Annotated in this window: 20 protein-coding genes and 2 pseudogenes; 9 read left to right on the top strand and 13 right to left on the bottom strand. The window is 70.6% G+C overall.

Annotated features, from left to right (window positions below; all coding sequences use genetic code 11):
* Nucleotides 1-12: 12 nt before the first annotated feature.
* A complete protein-coding gene (locus TTH_RS01625) occupies nt 13-1,839 on the bottom strand; it encodes a heme o synthase (protein WP_011227849.1) in 1,827 nt (608 codons plus the stop codon).
* 150 nt (nt 1,840-1,989) lie between these two features.
* On the opposite strand from TTH_RS01625, the gene TTH_RS01620 reads away from it, so the two are divergent.
* Nucleotides 1,990-3,087, top strand: coding sequence for an AI-2E family transporter (locus tag TTH_RS01620; protein WP_011227848.1), 1,098 nt, complete (start codon nt 1,990-1,992; stop codon nt 3,085-3,087).
* 140 nt (nt 3,088-3,227) lie between these two features.
* On the opposite strand, the pseudogene TTH_RS01615 reads toward TTH_RS01620, so the two are convergent.
* The 4 genes and pseudogenes from TTH_RS01615 to TTH_RS01600 all read right to left on the bottom strand — a co-directional run bounded on the left by TTH_RS01615 (nt 3,228) and on the right by TTH_RS01600 (nt 7,746).
* Nucleotides 3,228-4,463: pseudogene (locus TTH_RS01615) on the bottom strand (uracil-xanthine permease family protein).
* 84 nt (nt 4,464-4,547) lie between these two features.
* The gene (gene tgt / locus TTH_RS01610) at nt 4,548-5,705 is read right to left on the bottom strand and encodes a tRNA guanosine(34) transglycosylase Tgt (RefSeq protein ID WP_011227845.1); all 1,158 of its coding nucleotides are present in this window, start codon (nt 5,703-5,705) and stop codon (nt 4,548-4,550) included.
* Entirely contained in the window at nt 5,705-6,925 is a 1,221-nt protein-coding gene (gene ispG, locus TTH_RS01605; protein WP_011227844.1) for a flavodoxin-dependent (E)-4-hydroxy-3-methylbut-2-enyl-diphosphate synthase, read from the bottom strand. Before ispG ends, tgt begins: the two co-directional genes overlap by 1 nt.
* Nucleotides 6,926-6,960: 35 nt before the next feature.
* The gene (locus tag TTH_RS01600; RefSeq protein ID WP_011227843.1) at nt 6,961-7,746 is read right to left on the bottom strand and encodes an enoyl-ACP reductase FabI; all 786 of its coding nucleotides are present in this window, start codon (nt 7,744-7,746) and stop codon (nt 6,961-6,963) included.
* Between the two features lie 151 nt (nt 7,747-7,897).
* Here TTH_RS01600 and TTH_RS01595 point away from each other — a divergent pair, with 151 nt between their 5' ends.
* Nucleotides 7,898-8,407 carry a DinB family protein gene (locus tag TTH_RS01595; RefSeq protein WP_011174045.1) on the top strand — a complete coding sequence of 170 codons (510 nt, stop codon included), beginning with the start codon at nt 7,898-7,900 and terminating at the stop codon, nt 8,405-8,407.
* Here TTH_RS01595 and TTH_RS01590 read toward each other — a convergent pair.
* The 6 genes and pseudogenes from TTH_RS01590 to rlmB all read right to left on the bottom strand — a co-directional run bounded on the left by TTH_RS01590 (nt 8,386) and on the right by rlmB (nt 12,201).
* Nucleotides 8,386-8,639 (bottom strand): annotated as a pseudogene (locus TTH_RS01590) (glutaredoxin family protein). The gene TTH_RS01595 and the pseudogene TTH_RS01590 overlap by 22 nt on opposite strands.
* 445 nt (nt 8,640-9,084) lie before the next feature.
* Nucleotides 9,085-9,297 carry a DUF2905 domain-containing protein gene (locus tag TTH_RS01580; protein ID WP_008632579.1) on the bottom strand — a complete coding sequence of 71 codons (213 nt, stop codon included), beginning with the start codon at nt 9,295-9,297 and terminating at the stop codon, nt 9,085-9,087.
* Nucleotides 9,284-10,192: a glucokinase gene (locus TTH_RS01575; RefSeq protein WP_011174053.1), complete on the bottom strand. Its 909-nt coding sequence runs from the start codon at nt 10,190-10,192 to the stop codon at nt 9,284-9,286. Before TTH_RS01575 ends, TTH_RS01580 begins: the two co-directional genes overlap by 14 nt.
* Nucleotides 10,189-10,425 (bottom strand): hypothetical protein, encoded by a 237-nt coding sequence (locus tag TTH_RS01570; protein WP_011174054.1) that lies wholly within the window; start codon nt 10,423-10,425, stop codon nt 10,189-10,191. The genes TTH_RS01575 and TTH_RS01570 overlap by 4 nt, the downstream gene beginning before the upstream one ends.
* A complete protein-coding gene (locus TTH_RS01565) occupies nt 10,410-11,480 on the bottom strand; it encodes a M20 family metallopeptidase (RefSeq protein ID WP_011227840.1) in 1,071 nt (356 codons plus the stop codon). The genes TTH_RS01570 and TTH_RS01565 overlap by 16 nt, the downstream gene beginning before the upstream one ends.
* A 4-nt stretch (nt 11,481-11,484) precedes the next feature.
* Complete coding sequence (gene rlmB, locus TTH_RS01560; RefSeq protein WP_011174056.1) at nt 11,485-12,201, bottom strand: 23S rRNA (guanosine(2251)-2'-O)-methyltransferase RlmB; 717 nt, start codon at nt 12,199-12,201, stop codon at nt 11,485-11,487.
* Nucleotides 12,202-12,253: 52 nt separating this feature from the next.
* Here rlmB and TTH_RS01555 point away from each other — a divergent pair, with 52 nt between their 5' ends.
* From TTH_RS01555 to TTH_RS01540, 4 genes are read left to right on the top strand one after another with little or no spacing between them, the layout of a single operon-like run.
* Nucleotides 12,254-12,688, top strand: a complete 435-nt coding sequence (locus TTH_RS01555) for a universal stress protein (RefSeq protein ID WP_011227839.1) — start codon at nt 12,254-12,256, stop codon at nt 12,686-12,688.
* Complete coding sequence (locus TTH_RS01550; protein WP_008632567.1) at nt 12,689-13,204, top strand: LOG family protein; 516 nt, start codon at nt 12,689-12,691, stop codon at nt 13,202-13,204. It begins immediately after the preceding gene.
* Nucleotides 13,201-13,569, top strand: a complete 369-nt coding sequence (locus tag TTH_RS01545; RefSeq protein ID WP_008632565.1) for a hypothetical protein — start codon at nt 13,201-13,203, stop codon at nt 13,567-13,569. The genes TTH_RS01550 and TTH_RS01545 overlap by 4 nt, the downstream gene beginning before the upstream one ends.
* The gene (locus TTH_RS01540) at nt 13,566-14,315 is read left to right on the top strand and encodes an HAD family hydrolase (protein WP_011227838.1); all 750 of its coding nucleotides are present in this window, start codon (nt 13,566-13,568) and stop codon (nt 14,313-14,315) included. The genes TTH_RS01545 and TTH_RS01540 overlap by 4 nt, the downstream gene beginning before the upstream one ends.
* On the opposite strand, the gene ruvA is transcribed toward TTH_RS01540, so the two are convergent.
* Nucleotides 14,298-14,873: a Holliday junction branch migration protein RuvA gene (gene ruvA, locus TTH_RS01535; RefSeq protein ID WP_011174059.1), complete on the bottom strand. Its 576-nt coding sequence runs from the start codon at nt 14,871-14,873 to the stop codon at nt 14,298-14,300. The genes TTH_RS01540 and ruvA overlap by 18 nt on opposite strands.
* Nucleotides 14,870-15,634 (bottom strand): enoyl-CoA hydratase/isomerase family protein, encoded by a 765-nt coding sequence (locus TTH_RS01530; RefSeq protein WP_011227837.1) that lies wholly within the window; start codon nt 15,632-15,634, stop codon nt 14,870-14,872. The genes ruvA and TTH_RS01530 overlap by 4 nt, the downstream gene beginning before the upstream one ends.
* A 78-nt stretch (nt 15,635-15,712) precedes the next feature.
* Here TTH_RS01530 and TTH_RS01525 point away from each other — a divergent pair, with 78 nt between their 5' ends.
* The 3 genes from TTH_RS01525 to lpdA are packed head-to-tail and all read left to right on the top strand — an operon-like array spanning nt 15,713 to nt 21,003.
* Nucleotides 15,713-18,403, top strand: coding sequence for a 2-oxoglutarate dehydrogenase E1 component (locus tag TTH_RS01525; protein WP_011227836.1), 2,691 nt, complete (start codon nt 15,713-15,715; stop codon nt 18,401-18,403).
* A gap of 10 nt (nt 18,404-18,413) precedes the next feature.
* The gene (gene odhB, locus TTH_RS01520; protein WP_011227835.1) at nt 18,414-19,634 is read left to right on the top strand and encodes a 2-oxoglutarate dehydrogenase complex dihydrolipoyllysine-residue succinyltransferase; all 1,221 of its coding nucleotides are present in this window, start codon (nt 18,414-18,416) and stop codon (nt 19,632-19,634) included.
* A 1-nt stretch (nt 19,635) separates the two neighbouring features.
* Nucleotides 19,636-21,003, top strand: a complete 1,368-nt coding sequence (gene lpdA / locus TTH_RS01515) for a dihydrolipoyl dehydrogenase (RefSeq protein ID WP_011227834.1) — start codon at nt 19,636-19,638, stop codon at nt 21,001-21,003.
* Nucleotides 21,004-21,039 lie beyond the last annotated feature (36 nt).

Below are 21,039 nucleotides of genomic sequence, written 5' to 3'. Positions count from 1 at the left end.
CGTTACCTCCCTTTACACTGCCCGGTCTACCGCCATGGCCGCGAAGAGCAGGGCCAGGTAGAGCATGGAGTATTTATACAGGGAAACCGCGGTTCTCCGCTCGGGCCGGCGGTAGAGGGCCAGGCTTTTCAGAAGGAGAAGGGCGTTGAGGAGGAGGCTCGCCGCGAGGTAGAGGAGGCCGAGCTCCCCGAGGAGGAGGGGCATCAGGGAGATCAGGGCGGTGAGGAGGGCGTAGAGGGCGATCTGGATCACCGTGGCCCGCTCCCCCAGGACCACGGGGAGCATGGGCACCCCCACCGCCCGGTAGTCGTCCTGGATCATGAGGGCCAGGGCCCAGAAGTGCACCGGGGTCCAGAAGAAGATGAGGGCGAAGAGGTACCAGGCGAAGAGGCTGAGCTCCCCGGTGACCGCAGCCCAGCCCACGAGGGGCGGGAAGGCCCCGGCGGCCCCGCCGATGACGATGTTGTGCCAGGTGCGCCGCTTGAGGTAGAGGGTGTAGACCAGCACGTACCAGATGAGGCCCATGAGGGCGAGGGTGGCGGCGAGGAGGTTCGCCCCCCACCAGAGGACGGCGAACCCCAAGACGGCGAGGGCGAAGGCGAAGAGGAGGGCGTCCCGGCTGGAGACCCGCTGGGTTACGGTGGGCCGCTTGGCGGTCCGCTTCATGCGGGCGTCAATGTCCCGGTCCACCACCATGTTGATGGCGTTGGCCGCCCCGGCCATCATGTACCCTCCCAGGGCCACGGCGAGAAAGACCCCGAGGCCGGGCCAGCCCTTGGCGGCGATGAGGGCGCCGAAGAGGGCGGTGAAGAGGAGAAGGCTGATCACCCTGGGCTTGGTGAGGGCGAGGTAGTCCCGCCAGGTGGCCCCGCCCGTGCCCCGGTGGACCGCCTCGCCGCCCTCGCCGAGCTCCACCCGCTTCGCGCCCCGTTCCAGGGCGGAGGTGGCGAGGAAGACGAAGAGGAGCCAGATGGCGTAGGCCAGGAGGAGGTGGAGGATTTGCATCCAGACCGGGGCCTTTAAGGCCACGTTGATGAGGCCGGCGAGGAGCTGGGCCCCGTAGAGGTACGCGAGCCCCTGGGCAAGGCGCCTTGTGAGGGGAGAGGGCCGCAGGTGGGCCACCAAATACCCGGCGAAGACCACGTAGAGCCCCACGCTCACGGCGATCAGGGGGTGGAGGACCCTGAGGCGCACCAGGAAGTGCTCGCCCGGGGTCAGGGAGCGCTCCAGGGCCTCGAGGGTGCTCCCCACGGGGAAGAGGAGGTCTCCCAAGGCGGTGACCGCCCCGCTCATCCCCAGGAAGAGGAGGGCGAGAAGCCCGAGGAAGAGGGCGAGCCCCACGGCCCCCTGTCCCCGAAGGCGCAAGGGGCCTCCCCCGGAGGCCCACCAGGCGGTGAGGGCCAAGGCGGCGAGGAGGAAGTAGGTGTTGGCCAGGTGGACCATCTGGACCACGGCCCTTTCCCGGCTTACGTTGTCCGCCGTCCAGCCGAAGAGGACCAGGGAGGCCCCCACCAGGCTCTCCGTGACCATGAAGAAGAGGGCAAGCCCGGCGCCGAAGCGGGCCGGGTGCCCCTTGGGGAAGGCCCGGAGCGCCCAGAGGAAGAGGGCGAGGACGGAGAGGAAGGCCAGGCCCGAGGTGGCCCGGTGGGTGAACTCAATGAGGGTCTCCACCTGGGGCGCGCGGGGGATCACCTCCCCGTTGCAGGTGGGCCAGTGGGCCCCGCACCCCGCCCCCGAGCCCGTGGCCCGCACGTAGGCCCCGAAGAGGGCCACGAGGACGTTCCAGAGGAGGACGCCCCAGGCGTAGCCGGCGAGTCTGGACCAAGCAGGGGTCTTCATCCCTACGCTCCCGTCAGCGGCTCCCATTCTGCCACAGGGACCCTCCGCGTGGGTGGGTACATTTGTCCCTTACCCCCGCTATACCCCACCCAGGGTAATACCCGCCACCCCTATGGCACAAGCCCCCCGGGTCTGGTGTAAGAATGGGCCATGCGCGAGGCCTTCCTCAAGGTCTGGGAGAACCCGTACGTGCGGGTCGCCGCTTACCTCCTCTTCTTCTACGGCCTCTTCCTTTTGGTGGCGCGGGCCTGGCCCGCCCTTTCCGTGCTCCTCACCGCCTTCGCCTTCGCCTACCTCGTCCACCCCCTGGTCCAGGCCCTGGAAAGGCGCCGCCTGCCGCGGGCGGTCGGGGTGGTCCTCGTCTACCTGCTCCTCGGCCTCTTCCTCGCCCTGGCCTCCTTCCTCGCCGCCCAGACGGTGGTGGAGCTCTCCCGCCTGGCCCGGGACCTGCCCCGGCTTCTGGACCCCCTCTTGGCCTGGCTCGTGGCCCTGCCCGACCGGGCCCAGGCCGTGCCCGTCCCCGAAAGCCTGAGGCCCGTTCTGGAGGAGCTCACCCGGAACCTCCGGGGCCTCCTCCAGGGCTTTCTGGAGGCCCTCGTCCGCTGGCTCCAGGGGCTTCTGGCCCAGGGGGGAAGCCTCCTCGGGTTTTTCACCTCCCTCCTCGGCGGGGTTTTCCAGCTCTTCACCGCCTTGATCCTCTCCGCCTACTTCCTTTACGACCTTCCCCGCCTGGGCCGGGCGGCCCTCGCCGTCTTCCCCGAGCCCTACCAGCCCCTGGCCCAAGACCTCGCCGCCAAGCTCAACGCCAGCGTGGGCGGCTACGTGCGGGGGCAGCTTTTGGTGGCCCTTTGCGTGGGGTTTCTCGTGGGGCTCGGCTTCTGGCTCGTGGGGGTGCCCCTCGCGGCGAGCCTGGGGTTTTTGGCCGGGGTCTTCAACCTCATCCCCTTCGTGGGGGTGGTGGTCTCGGGGGTGCCCGCCCTGCTCCTCGCCGCCACCGGGGGGCTGGGGAAGGCGGCCTTGGCCCTTTTGGTCATGGTGGCGGCGAACCAGCTGGAGGCCCACGTCCTCGGGCCCCTCATCGTGGGGCGGGCCACCCGCCTTCACCCCGTCACGGCCATCGCCGCCATCCTTACGGGGGGCACCCTCTTCGGCCTCTGGGGGGCCCTCCTCGCCGTCCCCGCGGCCGCCTTCCTCAAGGTGGTCCTCGAGGACTACTACAAGGGAAGCCGCTTCTACCGCGAGGGCTGAGCGCCCGGGCGTGGGTTTCGCAACGTGGGAGGCCCTTTTAGGGTCCTCCCGTTCTTTCTCCTTCCCTTGGCTCGGCTGGCCCGAAAGAAGCCCCCTTTTGCCGGGGCTCCCATGCGGGCTTGGGCCCGCACGGGGTGGCCTCAGGGGAGCCGCTCCTCCTCCTCCAGGAGGGTTCGGGGCTCCAGCCTGGGGGGCAGGAGGAGGTTGAGGACCACCCCCACCAGGGCGGCCAGGGCCATGCCGCTCACCTTGAGGGGCACCGCCGCCCCGGCCACCTGGACCGTCCCCAGGTTGGCCACGGCCCCGCCCAGGCCCAGGACGAGGATGGCCGAGACCACGATGAGGTTGCGGCTTTGGGTGAAGTCAATCTCCGCTTCCGCCAGGGTGCGGATGCCGATGGAGGCGATCATCCCGAAGAGGAGCATGGAGATCCCCCCCAGCACCCCCTGGGGCAGGGTCTGGAGAAGGGCGGAGAGCTTGGGGATGAAGGCGAGAAGGATGGCGAAGCCCGCGGCGATGCGGAGGACCAAGGGGTCGTACACCCGGGTCACCGCCAGGACCCCGGTGTTTTCGGAGTAGGTGGTGTTGGCGGGGCCGCCTAAAAGCCCGGCGAGGCTTGTGGCGAGCCCGTCCCCGAGGAGGGTGCGGTGGAGGCCGGGCTTGACGAAGAAGTCCTTCCCCACCACCCGGCCGTTGGTGAGGATGTCCCCGATGTGCTCCATCACCGTGACGAGGGCCACGGGGGCGATGAGGAGGACGGCTCCCCACTCCAGGGTGGCCGGGGTGAAGGCGGGGAGGGCGAACCAGGGGGCCTCCCGCACGGGGGAGAGGTCCACCCGGCCGAGGAGGAGGGCGAGGAGGTAGCCCGCCCCCACCCCCACGAGCACCGGGACCATCTGGAAGAGGCCGCGGAAGAAGACGGCGCTCGCCACGGCCCCCAAGAAGGTGAAGACGGCGAGGAGTCAGTCCTTGCCCGCCATCTCCACCGCCACCGGGGCCAGGGTGAGGCCGATGACCACGATCACGGGGCCCGTGACCACGGGGGGGAAGACCTGGCGGACCCGTTCGGAGCCGATGAGGAGGACGAGGAGGGCGAAGAGGACGTAGACGAGCCCCGCGGCCGCGATCCCGCCCCCGATGGCGCTCAAAGAAAAGCCCGCCTCCTTGGCCGCCAGGATGGGGGCGATGAAGGCGAAGCTGGAGCCCAGGAAGACGGGGACCATCCGCCCCGTGACCAGGTGGAAAACCAGGGTGCCCACCCCGGCGGTGAAGAGGGCCACGGACGGGTTGAGGCCGGTGAGGAGGGGGACCAAGACGGTGGCCCCGAACATGGCCACCGTGTGCTGGAGGCCCAGGATAAGATGCCTTGGCGTCATACCGGGGAGATTTTATCCCCTCTTCGGTCCACCAGGCGCCTTTTGCCGGGGCCCCATGCCGGCGCAGGCCGGCATGGGGTGGTGTTACCCGTGGCCCCCGGCGGCCAGGGCCTCGCGGAACCAGGGGGGCACCTCCCGGCCGAAGCGCCTCCTGGCGAACTCCCGGGCGAAGTCCCCGTAACGCCCCTCGCGGATGGCCTGCCGGGCGGCCTCGGTGAGGCGGTGGAGGTGGCGCAGGTTGTGGAGGGAGAGGAGGATCCCCCCGAGCATCTCCCCGGCGCGCACCAGGTGGGCGAGGTAGGCGCGGCCAAAGGTCTGGCAGGTGTAGCAGTCGCACCCCTCCTCCAGGGGGCGCCTGTCCTCGAGGAAGCGGGCGTTTTTCAGGTTGAGCCGCCCCTCCGGCACCAGGGCGCTCCCGAAGCGGCCCGTGCGGGTGGGGTAGACGCAGTCAAAGAGGTCCACCCCAAGCCCCATGGCCGCCACCAGGTCCTCGGGGTGGCCGACCCCCATGAGGTAGCGGGGGCGGTCCTCGGGGAGGAGGCGGGTGGAGAGCTCCACCATGGCGAACATGGCCTCCTTGGGCTCCCCCACGGCCAGGCCCCCGATGGCGTAGCCCGGGAGGTCAAACCGGATCGTCTCCAGGGTGGAGCGGCGCCTGAGCTCGGGGTCCGTCCCCCCCTGGGCGATGCCGAAGAGGGCCTGGTCGGGCCGGGTCTTGGCCTTGAGGCTCCGCTCCAGCCAGCGGAGGGTGCGCTCCAGGGAGGCCTCGAGGTACTCCCGGGGGGAGGGGTAGGGGGGGCACTCGTCAAAGGCCATGATGAGGTCGGCCCCCAAAGCCTCCTGCACGGCGATGCTCCTTTCCGGGGTGAGCTTGATGAGGCGCCCGTCCAGGTGGCTTTGGAAGACCACCCCCTCCTCGTCAATGCGGCGCATGTGTCCGAGGCTCATCACCTGGAAGCCCCCGGAGTCCGTAAGCCAAGGGCCTTTCCACCCCGCGAAGCCGTGAAGCCCCCCGAGGGCCCTCACCCTTTCGGGGCCCGGGCGGAGGAGGAGGTGGTAGGTGTTGGTGAGGAGGACCTGGCTTCCGATGGCCTCGAGGTCCTTGGGCATAAGGCCCTTCACCGAGCCCGCCGTGCCCACGGGCATGAAGAGGGGGGTCTCCACCGCCCCGTGGGGGGTGAAGAGCCTCCCCACCCGGGCCCTGCCCGCGCGGGCCTCCACCTGGAAGCGGAAGGGGTCCATCAGGCCTTGGGGGCGAAGCGCGTCTTGACGTAGTCCTCCACGAGCCTAAGGAACTCCTCGGCGATTCCCTCCCCCTTGAGGATGGTGAGGAGCTTGCCGTCGGCGTAGACCGGGGCCTTGGGCTCCTCCCCCGCCCCCGGGAGGGAGATGCCGATGTGGGCGTGCTTGCTCTCCCCGGGGCCGTTCACCACGCAGCCCATCACCGCCACCTTGAGCTCCTCCACCCCGGGGTAGCGGGCCCGCCACTCGGGAAGCCTTTCCTTGAGGCGGCGGGAGACCTCCTCGGCGAGCTCCTGGAAGAAGGTGCTGGTGGTGCGGCCGCACCCGGGGCAGCTCGTCACCTCGGGGGCGAAGGCGCGAAGCCCCAGGGCCTGGAGGATCTCCTGGGCCACCTCCACCTCCTTGGTCCGGGGCTCGCCCGGGGCCGGGGTAAGGGAGACCCGGATGGTGTCCCCGATGCCCTCCAGGAGGAGAGGGGCTAAGGCGGCGGCCGAGGCCACGATCCCCTTCACCCCCATCCCCGCCTCGGTGAGGCCCAGGTGGAGGGGGGCTTGGGTGCGGCGGGCGAGCTCCCGGTAGACCCACACCAGGTCGCGCGCCTTGGAGACCTTGGCGGAGAGGACGAGCTTGTCCTCCCCGAGGCCCATCTCCAAGGCGGCTTCATAAGCGCGCACGGCGCTTTCCACCAGGGCCTCGAGGACCACCTCGTGGGCGCTTTTGGGCTCGGGGCGTCTGGCGTTTCGGTCCATGAGCTCGGTGAGGAGGGCGGGGTCTAGGCTTCCCCAGTTGGCCCCGATCCTCACGGGCTTCCCCAGGTCCATGGCGATGCGGATCATCTCGGCGAAGTGCTCGTCCTTGTGCCGCCCCCGCCCCAGGGTGCCCGGGTTGATGCGGAACTTGTCCAGGGCCTCGGCCATCTTTGGGTACTTGCGCAGGAGGAGGTGCCCGTTGAAGTGGAAGTCGCCCACCAGGGGCACCTCCGCCCCCTCGGCGAGGAGCCTCCTCTTGATCTCGGGCACGGCCTTCGCCGCCTCCTCGTCGTTCACCGTGAGGCGCACGATCTCGCTTCCCGCCCGGTGGAGCTCCAGGACCTGGGCGGTGGTGGCCTCCACGTCCCGGGTGGGGGTGTTGGTCATGGACTGCACGGCGATGGGGTGGGCGCCCCCTATGGGGACGCGGCCCACATAGACCGTGGGGGTAGGTCGCCTCATCCCCTCCATGCTAGCCGAGGCCCGGTGGGAAAAAGGGGGGTGGCCTACCCTTCCAGCTCCATCCCCATGATGTGGTAGCCCGCGTCCACGTAGACCACCTCCCCGGTGATGCCGCTCGCCAGGGGGGAGAGGAGGAAGAGGCCGAGGTTGCCCACCTCCTCCTGGGTGATGTTCCGCCTGAGGGGGGCGGTCTGGGCCACCCGGTCGTACATCTTGGTGAAGCCGGGGATGCTCCTCGCCGCCACGGTGCGCACGGGCCCCGCGGAGATGGCGTTCACCCTAACCCCCTTGGGCCCGAGCTCATAGGCCAGGTAGCGGACGCTGGCCTCGAGGGCCGCCTTGGCGATGGCCATGACGTTGTACTTGGGCACCACCTTTTCGCTGGCGTAGTAGGTGAGGGTGACGATCCCCCCGCCTTCCCTGAGGAGGGGCTCCGCCCTTCGGGCCACGGCCACCAGGGAGTAGGCGGAGACCTCGAGGGCCAGAAGCCAGTCCTGGCGCCGCGTGTCAATGTACCTTCCCTCCATGGCCTCCCTGGGGGCGAAGGCGATGGCGTGGACCAGGTAGTCTAGCCCCCCGAAGGCCTCCTTCACCCCGGCGAAGAGGGCGTCCAGCTCCTCGTCTTGGGTCACGTCCGCCCGGAAGAGGAGGGCGCCCCCCAGGGCCTCGGCGAGCTTTTCCGCCTCTGGGCGGAGCCTTTCCGCCTGGTAGCTTAAGGCCACCTCCGCTCCCGCCTCCTTGAGCTTGGCCGCGATGGCAAAGCCCAGGCTCCGCTGGTTGGTGACCCCCATGACCAGGGCCTTTTTGCCCGAAAGGTCCACGGTGAGCATGGGGGGATTATACCGAAGGCGAAGGGCCCAACACGAAAACGTCTTCCAAGAACTTCCAAAGCCCAGGGCCGGGCTGAGGCGAGCCACGGGCCCCGGCTTTGGGCCTCGCTCCGTATTGGCGGAGGCTTTCTCGGCTAGTTTATAGTGAGGTATGGTCCGGTTGGAAGACTACGGCACCTGGGACGAGGCCCTAAAGCGGCTCGAGGCGAGCCGCAAGGCCCTCCTCGCCCTGCTTCGGGAGGCGGACCCCGCTTGGCTTTCCGCCCCCTTGCGGGAGGGGGCCTGGACCCCCCTCATGGTGGCGGAGCACGTCGCCTTGGTGGAGGACTCCACCGCCCGGGTCCTGAGGCGCTTGAGGCGCCTTGCGGCCGGGGAGAACCTTCCCCCTGTTCCCGTGAAGCCCGGGGAGTTCAAGGACGGCAAGCCCCAGGCCCCCGAGGGGGTGCGGCCCAAAGGGGGCCTTTCCCTGGAGGAGGTCCTGGCCCTTCTGGACAGGGCCCGGGCCTTCCTCCTGGAGGAGGTGGCCAAGGCGGATCCCCAAAACCCCGCCACCTTCCCCCACCCCTTCTTCGGGGAGCTGAACCCCTTGGGCTGGCTTAGGGCCGCCGCCTACCACGAGGCCCACCACCTTAAGGCCCTTCAGGCCTCCTTGCCCCGGTAGCGGGCGAGCCAGGCGTGGAGGCTCGCCGGGGAAACCCCCCGGATCACCTCCGTGCCCCCTTCCCACTCCAAGACCACCCCGGCGGTGGGGCTTCCCGCCAGGGCGGTGACCTTCTTCCGGGCCTCCTCGTCTTCCCGGGCGTTCACGAACTCAAAGGGGACGCCCTTTTGCGCCAGGAACATCTTCACGATCTCGCAGGGCCGCAGCCGGGGACGCCGTAGACCCGCACCATACCCCTAAGGGTATAAGGCGGTCCGCCGGGGTTCAAGGCGTGGGGGGAGGCGGGGGTTCGCACCCCGGCACCGCCATCTGCGGGGAGGCGCCTTCCACGGGCTCCCCTGGCGCCCCCTGGGGCGCTCGGGGAGGAGGCGCTCCTCCTTCCCGGGGAGGCCTTCGGCCTGGAGGAGGAGGCAGGGGAGTACCGGGCGGCCCTCCTGGAACCCGGCGCGGAGGCCCGGCTGGAGCTCTTCCTGGAGGAGGCGGGGGTCCTCGGCCTGGAGGGGCGGGCCATGGGCTTGGAAGACCCCCCCTGGCCCCTCCTCACCCTGGACCAAGGGGAGGTGGGGGTCTTGGACCTGGCCCCCGTGTTCCGCTACGCCCTCCCGGCGAAGCGGGGGCCCCTTACCCTCGGGCTTCGGGGCCCCGTGGTCGCGGCCTTCACCCTCGCCTTCCACCGGCTAGCGGCGGAAGAGGTTGAGGAGGAGGGTGAGGAGGAGGGAGAGGAGGAGGGCGGAGGTGATGGGGATGTACACCCTTAGGCCCTCCCGCTCAATGCGGATGTCCCCGGGCAGGTGGCCGAACCAGGCGAAGAGCTTGGGGAAGTAGAGGAGGAGGAGCCCGAGGAGGAGAAGGAAGGCACCGGCGTAGACCAGGACCTTACCCGCTTCCATCCTTCACCTCCAGGTAGGCGGTGAGGGCCGCGCCCAGAAGCCCGGCCTCGGCTCCCAGGCGGGCCCTCCGCAAGGGGGGGGCCTCCCAGCCTTGGAGGTAGCGGCGGTAGGCCTCGAGGAGGGCCTCCCAGTACCCCTCGGGGGCGTTCAGGGCCACCCCGCCCCCCAGGACCACCACCCCGGGGTCAAAGGCCTTCACCAGGCTGGCGAGGCCGATGCCCACGTACCGGGCGGCCTGGAGGACGAGGCGCTCCGCCTTGGGGTCCCCTGCCTGGAAGAGGCGGAAGAGCTCCCGCGTGTCCACGGGGCGCTGGAAGGCGTAGGTGGCGTCCCGCTCCAGGGCGCGGCCCGCGGCCAGGGCCTCGAGGCAGCCCTCCAGTCCGCAGCCGCAGGCGGGCCCCCCGGGGAGGAGGGTCAGGTGGCCGAGCTCCCCGCCCTGCCCTCGCTCCCCCCGGAGCACCCTTCCCCCCAGGACCACCCCGCCCCCGATCCCCGTGGAGACGGTGAGGTAGAGGGAGCTCTCCTCTCCCTGGGCCGCCCCCAGGTGGTGCTCGGCCAAAGCGGCGGCGTTGGCGTCGTTTTCCAGGAAGACGGGCCTCCCCGTGGCCTCCTCCAGGATCCGGCGGATGGGGAAGTCCTGGACCCCCGGGATGTTGGGGGCGAAGCGGATCACCCCGCGGCGGAAGTCCAGGGGGCCGGGCGTCCCCAGGCCGATGGCCTCCCCCCGGACCCCCGCCTCCCTCTCCGCCCGCTCCGCGGCCTCGGCCAGGGCCTCGGCCACCCGCTCCCCGCCCTCCTTGGGCGTGGGGACGACCACCTTGGAGAGGAGCCTCTTTCCGTCAAAGACGCCGGCGGCGATCTTGGTGCCGCCCAGGTCCAGGCCCACCACCTTCACGGCACGTCCTCCCGCAAAAGGGCCTCGGCCTCGCCCAGGACCTCCTCGGGCACGTACAGGGCCACGTCCCCCATGTAGGTGCCCGTGGCCGCCTCGGGCAGGCCGGCGAAGGGGGTCTCCAGGTAGACCGGGAGGCCCCGGGCCTCGAGGCGGGCCTTCATCCCCTCGGCCACGGGCCTCGGGGCCACGAGAAGCCTGCGGTAGGGTTTCCCTGCGATCAAGCGGCGTTCCATAGGGCCTCCACCAGCCGCACGTAGGCCTGGGCCGCCTCCTCCACGGCCCGCAAGGGGACGTGCTCCATGGGGGTGTGGGCCAAGGCGGGGTCCCCCGGGCCCAGGCCCAGGACGGGGGCCTTGGCCCCGAGGTAGGGGGCGTCGGTGGTGAAGGGCCAAAGCCCCGCCTCCTCCTGCCCCAGGGCTTGGAGGGCCGCCTGCAGGAGAGGGTGGTCCTCCGGGAGGCGGTAGGGGGGCCAGAGGGCGGGGAGGGTCATCCGCACCTCCCCGGAGGCCCTCTCCTCCTCGGGCAGGTAGACCGAGGCCGGGCCCAGGGTGCGCAAGGCGGCGAGGAGCCCGTCCAGGTCGGCCTCGGGCTCGTAGCGCACGTCCAGGTAGAGCCGCACCACCCCGGGGGTCTGGTTCCGGGCCCCGGGGTGGGTGTCCACCCGGGTGGGGGTGAGCTTCACCCCGGGGGGCAGGGGGAGGTCCTGGAGGGCGAGGAGGTAGGCCCCTAGGTCAAAGAGGGGGTTTTCCGGCCCGGCGAGGGCGGCGTGGGTCTCCCTGCCCTCAAAGTCGGCCCACACCTCCGCCCGCCCGCGGTGCCCCCGCATGAGCCGCCCCGAGGAGGGCTCCCCCAGGACGAAGGCCAGGGGGGAAAGCCTTTCCGCGGCGAAGCGGCTCCCGAGGCCCCCCACCTCCTCCTGGACCACGGCGAGGAAGCGGACCCGCCCTTTTAAGGCCCCCCGCGCCAGGGTCTCCAGGGCGAGGAGCATGGCCACCAGGCTCCCCTTCATGTCCACCGCCCCCCGGCCCCAGAGGGACCCTTCGGCCACGGCCCCCTGGGGGTAGGGCCAGCGGGCGGGGTCGCCCACGGGCACCACGTCCATGTGCCCGGTGAGGACCACCTCGGGCCCCTTCTCGCCGAGGAGGGCCTCGATGTTCCCCGCCTCGTCCAGGGTGGCCTCGAGGCCCATCCCCTTCAGGGCCTCGAGGAGGAGCCCCGCCGCCTCCCCTTCCTCCCCGGGGAGGCTTTCCGCCTGGACGAGGCGGGAGAGGAGCCTGACCCAGTCCACGCCCCTATCCTACACCCCGGGCGAGCCTCGCCTGGTAGAGGGCGATCCCCAGGGCCACGGAGGCGTTCAGGGACTCCGCCTCCTCCCGGATGGGGATGCGGAAGAGCTCGTCGCAGGTCTCCCGCACGAGCCGACGCATCCCCTCCCCCTCGGAGCCCACCACCAGGACCAGGGGCCGGGCGTAGTCCAGCTCCCAGGGGGCCTTCTCCCCGCGGACGTCCAGGCCGTAGACCCAAAGCCCCTCCTCCTTGAGGGCCTTCAGCGTCCGGGGGAGGTTCTTCACCTTGACCACGGGGAGCTTCAGGGCGGCCCCCGCGCTCGCCTTCAGGGCGAGGGGAGAGAGGGGGGCGGCCCGGCGCTCCTCGGAGACCACCCCGTGGGCCCCGAGGGCGAGGGCGCTCCGGATCATGGCCCCGTAGTTCCTGGGGTCGGTGACGCCGTCCAAGGCCACGAGGAGGGGGGGCTCCTTCCGGGAGGCGGCGAGGCGGAGGGCGTCCTCCAGGCTGGCGTAGGGGGGGTCCTCCACCTCGGCGGCGATCCCCTGGTGGTGGGTGGTGCGGAGGAGGGTGTCCAGCTCAATGCGGGGGACCAAGGTGTACGGGGCCCCGAGCCTTTCCAGCTCCTTCAGGAGCCAGCCCTCCACCCCTCTCGCCACGAGGACGCGCCGGGCCCGGCCCGCCCGCAGGGCCTCGAGGACCGGGTTTCGCCCGTAGATCCACATCCTCCCAGTCTACCCGCTGGCGCCGCCCGCGCCCTGCCCGTATGATGGAGCCATGTGCCAGAAGATCCTGATGCCCACCGACGGGAGCCCGTGCAGCCTCCAGGCCCTGGAGCACGGCCTGGACCTGGCCAAGACCCTGGGGGCCAAGGTCCACTTCCTCTACGTCTTGGAAAACCCGGCCCAGACCATCTGGATCGCCCCGGAGAGCGTGCCCTACGGGATGGAGCTCTTGGAGGACCTCAGGAAGGCGGGGGAGGAGGCGATCAAGAAGGCCTTGGACCTCGCCCGCGCCAAGGGGGTGGAGGCCACGGGGGAGGTGAAGGAGGGGGTGCCCATCCCCACCATCGTGGAGGCGGCCAAGGAGTACGACCTCCTCGTCATGGGCACCCACGGGCGGACAGGCCTGGACAGGCTCCTTTTGGGCTCGGTGACCGAGGGGGTCCTCCACCGGACCTCCGTCCCGGTGCTGGTGGTCCGCTGCCGCTAGATGCGCCTGCTCGCCGTTTTCGTCTCCTCCCGCCTCTCCCCGGAAGACCCCCTTTACGCCCGGTGGGTGCGCTATGGGGAGGTCCTGGCCGAGGAGGGGTTTGGCCTCGCCTGCGGGGGGTACCAGGGGGGGATGGAGGCCCTGGCCAGGGGGGTGAAGGCCAAGGGCGGCCTCGTGGTGGGGGTCACGGCCCCGGCCTTCTTTCCCGAGCGGAGGGGCCCTAACCCCTTCGTGGACCTGGAGCTCCCCGCCGCCACCCTTCCCCAGCGCATCGGCCGCCTCCTGGACCTCGGGGCGGGGTACCTGGCCTTGCCCGGGGGGGTGGGGACCCTGGCGGAGCTCGTCCTCGCCTGGAACCTCCTCTATCTGAGGCGGGGCGTGGGACGCCCCCTGGCCGTGGACCCCTACTGGCTCGGCCTCCTCAAGGCCCACGGGGAGATCGCCCCGGAGGACGTGGGCCTTCTTCGCGTGGTGGCGGATGAGGAGGACCTGAGGCGGTTTCTGAGGAGCCTATGAGCGAGACCCTCTTGGTCTACGTGCCGGACCTGGGGCAGGGGGTGAGCTTCTACCAGGCCCTGGGGCTCGCCCTGGAGGAGCTCCTCCCCGAGCGGGAGGCCCTTCTTTCCCCCCTCGAGGGCCCCCTGCTCCTCCTGCGCCCGGGGGAAGGGGGCGTGGCGCGGGGCCCCCAGCGCCCGAGGCCCGAGGGGCAGGGCTTCGCCCGACTCCGGGTGGAGGAGGGGCGGCTCGTCTTCCTCGTGGACAACCTGGCCCACGAGAAGCTCCGCCTCGCCAAGTACGGCCTCGGCTTCCGGGAGGCGGGGGACCACCTCCTCCTCTTTGACCCCGGGGGGAACCCCGTCCTGGTGCGGGAGGAGGCGTGAAGCTTCTCCTTCTGGACCTGGACGACACCCTCCTTCAGGACCTTCCGGTAAGCCGCGCGGTCCTGGAGGACCTGGGGCGTAAGGCGGGGGTGGAGGGCTTCTTCGCCCGGGTCAAGGCGCGGGCCGAGGCCCTCTTCCGGGAGGCCCCCTTCTACCCTTGGGCCGAGGCCATCGGCCACTCGGCCCTGGAGGCCCTGTGGGCCCGGTACAGCACCCCGGGCCTCGAGGCCCTGGCCGCCTGGGCCGGGCCTTTCCGGGAGCGGGTCTTCCGGGAGGCCTTGGAGGAGGCGGGGGGGCCCCCCGAACGGGCGCGGGAGCTCGCCGAGGCCTTCTTCCGGGAGAGGCGCCGCTACCCCCTGTACCCGGAGGCGGAGGCCTTCCTGGCGGAGGCCCGGCGCCGCGGGCTCGCCCTGGCCCTCCTCACCAACGGGGTGCCCGACCTCCAGCGGGAAAAGCTCGTCGGGGCGGGGCTTGCCCACCACTTCTCCCTGGTCCTCATCTCCGGGGAGGTGGGGATCGGCAAGCCCGACCCCAGGCTCTTCCGCATGGCCCTCTGCGCCTTCGGGGTGGCCCCGGAGGAGGCGGCCATGGTGGGGGACAACCCCCAGAAGGACGTCCGGGGGGCCCGCCTGGCGGGGGTGCGGGCCGTATGGGTGGACCGGGGCCTGCGGCCGGAGGACCCGGAGGCCTCCCCCGACCTCCGGGTGGGGGACCTGAGGGAGGTCTTCCTAGCGGAGGCGCTTTAGGGCCTCCTTGATGAGGTCCTGGGCCCGGGCCTTGGGGTTTTGGGCCAGGAGGTCCAGGACCACCGCCCGCGCCTGGGCCTCCTTGAACCCCAAGGCGGCGAGGGCCATCACCGCCTCCTCCGCGGCCTCGCTCTCCACCTTCTCCCCGGCGAGGAGGTGGGGGGGCACCTTCCCCTTGAGCTCCAGGGCGATCCTTTCGGCGAGCCTTCTCCCCACCCCGCTCGCCGAGGTGAGGAGCCTCGCGTCCCCCTCCAGGAGGGCCCGGGCGAGGAGCCTAGGGGGCAGGGCCGAGAGGAGGGCGAGGGCCACCTTGGGCCCCACGCCGCTCACCGAGAGGAGGAGTTCAAAGAGGGCGAGGTTCTCCTCGTCGGGGAAGCCGTAGAGGGACAGCCCCTCCTCCTTGAGGAGGAGGTGGGTGTGGACCCCCACCTCCTTCCCCTCCTCCAGGGCCTGGAGGAAGGGCGTGGGGGCCTGGAGGAAGAACCCCACCCCCCCGGCGAGAAGGACGAAGCCGCCCGCCTCCTTCTTGAGGACCAGGCCCCGGAGGTAGCGGATCATCGGCCCTGGAAGCGGGGCGGCCGCTTCTCCCTAAAGGCCCGGACCCCCTCCTCGTGGTCCTGGGTCTGGCCGGCCTGGCCCTGGAGGACGGCCTCGAGGGCCAAAGCCTCGGTGAGGGAGAGGCGGTAGGTCTCCAGGAGGAGCTTCTTGGTGAGGGCGTAGGCCCGGGTGGGGCCCTGGGCGAGCTCTTTGGCCAAGGAGAGGGCCTCCTCCATGAGCTTTTCCGCGGGCACCACCCGGTGCACGAGCCCCAGGGCCAGGGCCTCCTCGGCGGAAAGCCTTGGGGAGAGGAGGAGGAGCTCCTGGGCCTTGGCGAGGCCCACGAGCCGGGGGAGGAGGAAGCTCAGCCCCGAGTCCGGCACCAGGCCGATCCTGACGAAGGCCGTAGTGAAGCTCGCCCCCACGGCGGCGAGGCGGAGATCCCCCCATAGGGCGAGGCTCATCCCCGCCCCGGCCGCCACCCCGTTCACCGCCACCACGAGGGGCTTCTCCAAGCCGCTCAAGGCCTCCACCACCCGGTTGTAGCGGCGCAGGTGGGCCTCGTAGTCGGGCTTCCGGTCGCCGAACTCCGTGAGGTCCTGCCCGGCGGAGAAGGCCCGGCCCGCTCCCGTGAGGAGGAGGGCGCGCACCTCCCGGTCCTCCTCCCCCTCCTTGAGGGCGGCGTAAAGGGCGTCTAGGAGCTCCCCGGTGATGGCGTTGAGCTTCTCGGGCCGGTTCAGGGTGAGGACCAAAACCCCGTCTTGGCGTTCCTTCAGGACCATGCCCCCATTGTACGGGGCGTGGCGCACCACACCGCTTTTTGGTGTAGCTTAGGTAGGGGGTAACCCCCCGGAGGCGCCATGGAGCTCACGCTGGAAAGCCAAGGCTATCTAGAGTCCCTTTACCGGGCCTACTTGGAGGATCCCCTTTCCCTCCCCGAGGACTGGCGGCGCTACTTCTCCGCCCTCACCCTGGAGGACCTGGAGGACGGCCGACGAGAACGCCAGGCCGCCCCCCTCCCGGGCGAGGCCTTGGACCTGGGCTTCCTCCTCAAGGTGGAGGCTTTGCGCCAGGCTTACCGGGAGCTCGGGCACCTCGCGGCCCGCATAGACCCCCTGGGCCGGGAGCGGCCGAGGCCCAAGGCGCTTTCCCTCGAGGCCCACGGCCTCTCCCCGGAGGACCTAAAGAGGCCCCTTCCCCCCCTCTTCGGCGCGCCCACCTTAGGGGCCCTCCTTGAGCGCCTGGAGGCCACCTACCTGGGCCCCGTGGGGTTTGAGGTGGCCCACGTGGAGCCCGAGGAAAGGGCGTGGCTCCTTTCCCGGATTGAGGCCCCGTGGCCCAAGCCCGCCCCCGAGGTGCGGAGGCGGGTCTTGCGGAGCCTCCTCCAGGCGAGCCTCTTTGAGGCCTTCCTCCAGCGGAAGTACCTGGGGGCGAAGACCTTCAGCGTGGAGGGCCTGGAAAGCCTCATCCCCCTCCTTCAGGAGGCGGTCCAGGAGGCGGCCCGCTTTGGGGTGCGGGAGGTGGTGCTGGGCATGGCCCACCGGGGCCGGCTCAACGTCCTGGCCCACGTGGTGGAGAAGCCCTTTGAGGCCATCTTCCGCGAGTTTGAGGAGCTCTTCCCCGAGGGGTACGTGGGGGACGTGAAGTACCACCTGGGCCACTCCACGGACGTGGAGACCCCCTGGGGCCCGGTGCACGTCTCCCTCAACTTCAACCCGAGCCACCTGGAGTTCGTGAACCCCGTGGCCCTGGGAAGGGTCCGGGCCAAGCAGGACCGCTTCGGCGACCGGGAGAGGAAGCGGGGCCTCGCCGTCTTGGTGCACGGGGACGCGGCCTTCATCGGCGAGGGCATCGTCCAGGAGACCCTGAACCTCTCCCAGCTTCCCGGCTACCGGGTGGGGGGCACCCTCCACGTGGTGGCCAACAACCAGCTGGGCTTCACCACCCTCCCCTCGGAGTACACCTCCAGCCGCTACCCCACGGACGTCGCCAAGATGGTGGGGGCGCCCATCTTCCACGTGAACGCCGAGGCGCTGGACGAGCTCCTCTTCGTCCTCGCCCTCGCCCTGGAGTACCGGAGCCGCTACGGCAAGGACGTGGTCATTGACCTCGTGGGCTACCGCCGCCGGGGGCACAACGAGACGGACGAGCCCACCTTCACCCAGCCGGGCATGTACGCCCTCATCGCCAAGAAGCCCGAGCCCTGGCGGGTCTACGCCGAGAGGCTTGAGGCCGAGGGCCTGGTCTCCGAGGAGGAGCTTAAGGCCTGGCAGGAGGCCTACCTGGAGCGGCTGGAAAGCGAGTTCGCCCGGGTGAAGGCCGAGGCCACCCCTGTGGTCTACAGCACCCTGGGCGGGGTCTGGCAGGGCTACGTGGGCGGGCCCGACCACCTGGTTCCCGAGGCGGACACCGCCTTCCCCAAGGAGGGGCTGAAGAACCTCCTGGTGCGGCTTAGCTCGGTCCCCGAGGGCTTCCAGGTGCACCCCAAGCTCAAGCGTTTCCTCGAGGCCCGCCGGGAGATGGCCGAGGAGAAGCGGCCCGTGGACTGGGCCACCGCCGAGGCCCTGGCCTTTGCCACCTTGGCCGTGGAAGGGCACAGGGTGCGCCTCACGGGGCAGGACGCCCTTCGGGGCACCTTCACCCAGCGCCACGCCGCCCTCTACGACTACCGCACCGGGGAGCGCTACATCCCCCTCCAGCACCTGGCCGAGGGGCAGGCGGAGGTGGAGATCCACAACTCCCCCCTCTCCGAGGCCGGGGTCTTGGGGTTTGAGTACGGCTACAGCCTGGACTACCCCGAGGGCCTCGTCCTCTGGGAGGCCCAGTTCGGGGACTTCGTCAACGTGGCCCAGGTCTACATTGACCAGTTCCTGGCGAGCGCCGAGGTCAAGTGGAACCGCCTCTCGGGCCTCGTCCTCCTCCTGCCCCACGGGCTGGAAGGCCAGGGCCCCGAGCACTCCTCGGCGAGGCTGGAGCGCTTCTTGCAGCTCGCCGCCAAGGACAACCTCCAGGTGGCCTACCCCACCACCCCCGCCCAGTTCTTCCACCTCCTCCGCCGCCAGGTGAAGCGGAAGATCCGCAAGCCCCTGGTTGTCATGACCCCCAAAAGCCTCCTCCGCCACCCCGAGGTGGTCTCCGCCCTGGAGGAGCTCGCGGAAGGGCGCTTCCAGAAGGTGATCCCCGAAAGGGTCAAGGGGGCGCGGAAGGTCCTCCTTACCTCGGGCAAGGTCTACTACGACCTCCTGCAGAAGCGCAAGGAGCTTCAGGCGGAGGACGTGGCCATCCTGAGGCTGGAGCTCCTCTACCCCTTCCCCGAGGCCGAGCTTCAGGAGGCCCTCGGCGCCTACCCCAAGAAGGTGCCCGTGGTCTTTGTGCAGGAGGAGCCGGTGAACCAGGGAGCCTGGTGGTACCTCTCCGCCCGCTTCTGCGGCGAGATCTACGGCCACCCCTTCTCCGTGGTGGCCCGGCCCGAGTCCCCGAGCCCCGCCGTGGGTTCCTCCAAGGTCCACAAGCTGGAGCAGGAGGAGCTGCTGGAGGAAGCGTTCAGGTAAGGAGGTAGCCGTGCAGGAACTCAAGGTGCCCTCCGTGGGCGAAAGCATCGTGGAAGTGGAGATCGGCGCTTGGCTTAAGGGAGAAGGGGAGAGCTTCGCCCAGGACGAGCCCTTGGTGGAGCTCATCACCGACAAGGCCACCCTAGAGCTCCCCGCCCCCTTCGCCGGGACCCTGAAGCAGATCCTGAAGAGGACCGGGGAGACCGCCCGGGTGGGGGAGGCCATCGCCCTCCTGGAGGAGGGGAGGGCGGAGGCCGCGCCCAAGGCCCAGGCGCCCGCCGAGGCCCCCAAGGAGCCCTCCCCAGAGCCTTTGGCCATGCCCGCCGCGGAGCGCCTCATGCAGGAAAAGGGCGTCTCCCCGGCAGAGGTTCAGGGGACGGGCCTCGGCGGGCGGATCCTTAAGGAGGACGTGATGCGCCACCTGGAGGAAAGGGCCCCCGCCAAACCCCAGGAGGCCCCGCCGCCTCCTCCCCCCTCCCGCCCCGCGCCCCCGCCCTCCACCCCCCCGCAGCCTCCCGCCGACAAGCCCTGGCGGGTGAGCGAGGCCGTGCCCATGACGCCCTTGCGCCGCCGGATCGCCGAGCGCCTCCTCATGGTCCGCCAGACCACGGCCATGCTCACCACCTTCAACGAGGCGGACATGTCGGCGGTGATCGCCCTCAGGAAGGAGTTCGGCGAGGCCTTCCAGAAGAAGTACGGGGTCAAGCTCGGCTTCATGAGCTTCTTCGTCAAGGCCGTGGTCCAGGCCCTCAAGGAGATCCCCGAGCTCAACGCCGAGATCCGGGACAACCACATCGTCTACCACCGCTACTACGACATCGGCATCGCCGTGGGCGGAGGCGAGGGCCTGGTGGTCCCCGTGATCCGCGACGCCGACCGCCTCTCCTTCGCCGAGATTGAGCAAAAGATCGCCGACTTCGCCGAAAGGGCCCGCACCAAGAAGCTCAAGCCCGAGGAGCTCATGGGGGGCACCTTCACCATCACCAACGGGGGGATCTACGGCTCCCTGAACTCCACCCCCCTCCTCAACCCGCCCCAGGTGGGGATCCTGGGCATGCACGCCATCCAGGAGCGCCCCGTGGTTCGGGACGGCCAGGTGGTCATAAGGCCCATGATGTACCTCGCCCTCTCCTACGACCACCGCATCGTGGACGGACGGGAGGCGGTCACCTTCCTCCGCCGGGTGAAGGAGCTCATTGAGAACCCGGCGCGGCTCCTTTTGGAGGTGTAGCGTGTACGACCTCCTGGTGATCGGCGCCGGGCCCGGGGGGTACGTGGCCGCCATCCGGGCGGCCCAGCTCGGGATGAAGGTGGGGGTGGTGGAGAAGGAGAAGGCCCTAGGGGGGACCTGCCTCAGGGTGGGGTGCATCCCCTCCAAGGCCCTCCTGGAGACCACCGAACGCATCTACGAGGCGAAGAAGGGCCTCCTCGGGGCCAAGGTGAAGGGGGTGGAGCTGGACCTTCCCGCCCTCATGGCCCACAAGGACAAGGTGGTCCAGGCCAACACCCAAGGGGTGGAGTTCCTCTTCAAAAAGAACGGCATCGCCCGCCACCAGGGCACGGCCCGCTTCCTCTCCGAGCGCAAGGTTTTGGTGGAGGAGACGGGGGAGGAGCTGGAGGCCCGCTACATCCTCATCGCCACGGGAAGCGCCCCCCTCATCCCCCCTTGGGCCCAGGTGGACTACGAGCGGGTGGTGACCTCCACCGAGGCCCTTTCCTTCCCCGAGGTGCCGAAGAGGCTCATCGTGGTGGGGGGCGGGGTGATCGGGCTGGAGCTCGGGGTGGTCTGGCACCGCCTGGGGGCGGAGGTCATCGTCCTGGAGTACATGGACCGCATCCTCCCCACCATGGACCTCGAGGTCTCCCGGGCGGCGGAGAGGGTCTTCAAGAAGCAGGGCCTCACGATCCGCACCGGGGTGCGGGTCACTGCCGTGGTGCCTGAGGCCAAGGGGGCCCGGGTGGAGCTTGAGGGGGGCGAGGTCTTGGAGGCGGATCGGGTCCTCGTGGCCGTGGGCCGGAGGCCCTACACCGAGGGGCTTTCCCTGGAGAACGCCGGGCTTTCCACGGACGAGCGGGGGCGGATCCCCGTGGACGAGCACCTGAGGACCCGCGTTCCCCACATCTACGCCATCGGGGACGTGGTGCGGGGTCCCATGCTCGCCCACAAGGCGAGCGAGGAAGGGATCGCCGCCGTGGAGCACATGGTCCGGGGCTTCGGCCACGTGGACTACCAGGCCATCCCCAGCGTGGTCTACACCCACCCCGAGATCGCCGCCGTGGGCTACACCGAGGAAGAGCTGAAGGCGCAGGGCATCCCCTACAAGGTGGGGAAGTTCCCCTACTCCGCCTCGGGCCGCGCCCGGGCCATGGGGGAGACGGAGGGGTTTATTAAGGTCCTCGCCCACGCCAAGACGGACCGCATCCTCGGGGTGCACGGGATCGGGGCCCGGGTGGGGGACGTCCTGGCCGAGGCCGCCTTGGCCCTCTTCTTCAAGGCGAGCGCCGAGGACTTGGGCCGCGCCCCTCACGCCCACCCCTCCCTCTCCGAGATCCTCAAGGAGGCGGCGCTGGCGGCGTGGGAGCGGCCGATTCACCTGTAGGCGAAACTTGACCACCCCCCGGGGAAGCCCGGGGGG

Origin of the sequence: Thermus thermophilus HB8 (genome assembly GCF_000091545.1) — a bacterium.
GTDB classification, from domain to species: Bacteria; Deinococcota; Deinococci; order Deinococcales; family Thermaceae; genus Thermus; species Thermus thermophilus.
This window is presented reverse-complemented; position numbering and strand designations above follow the sequence as displayed.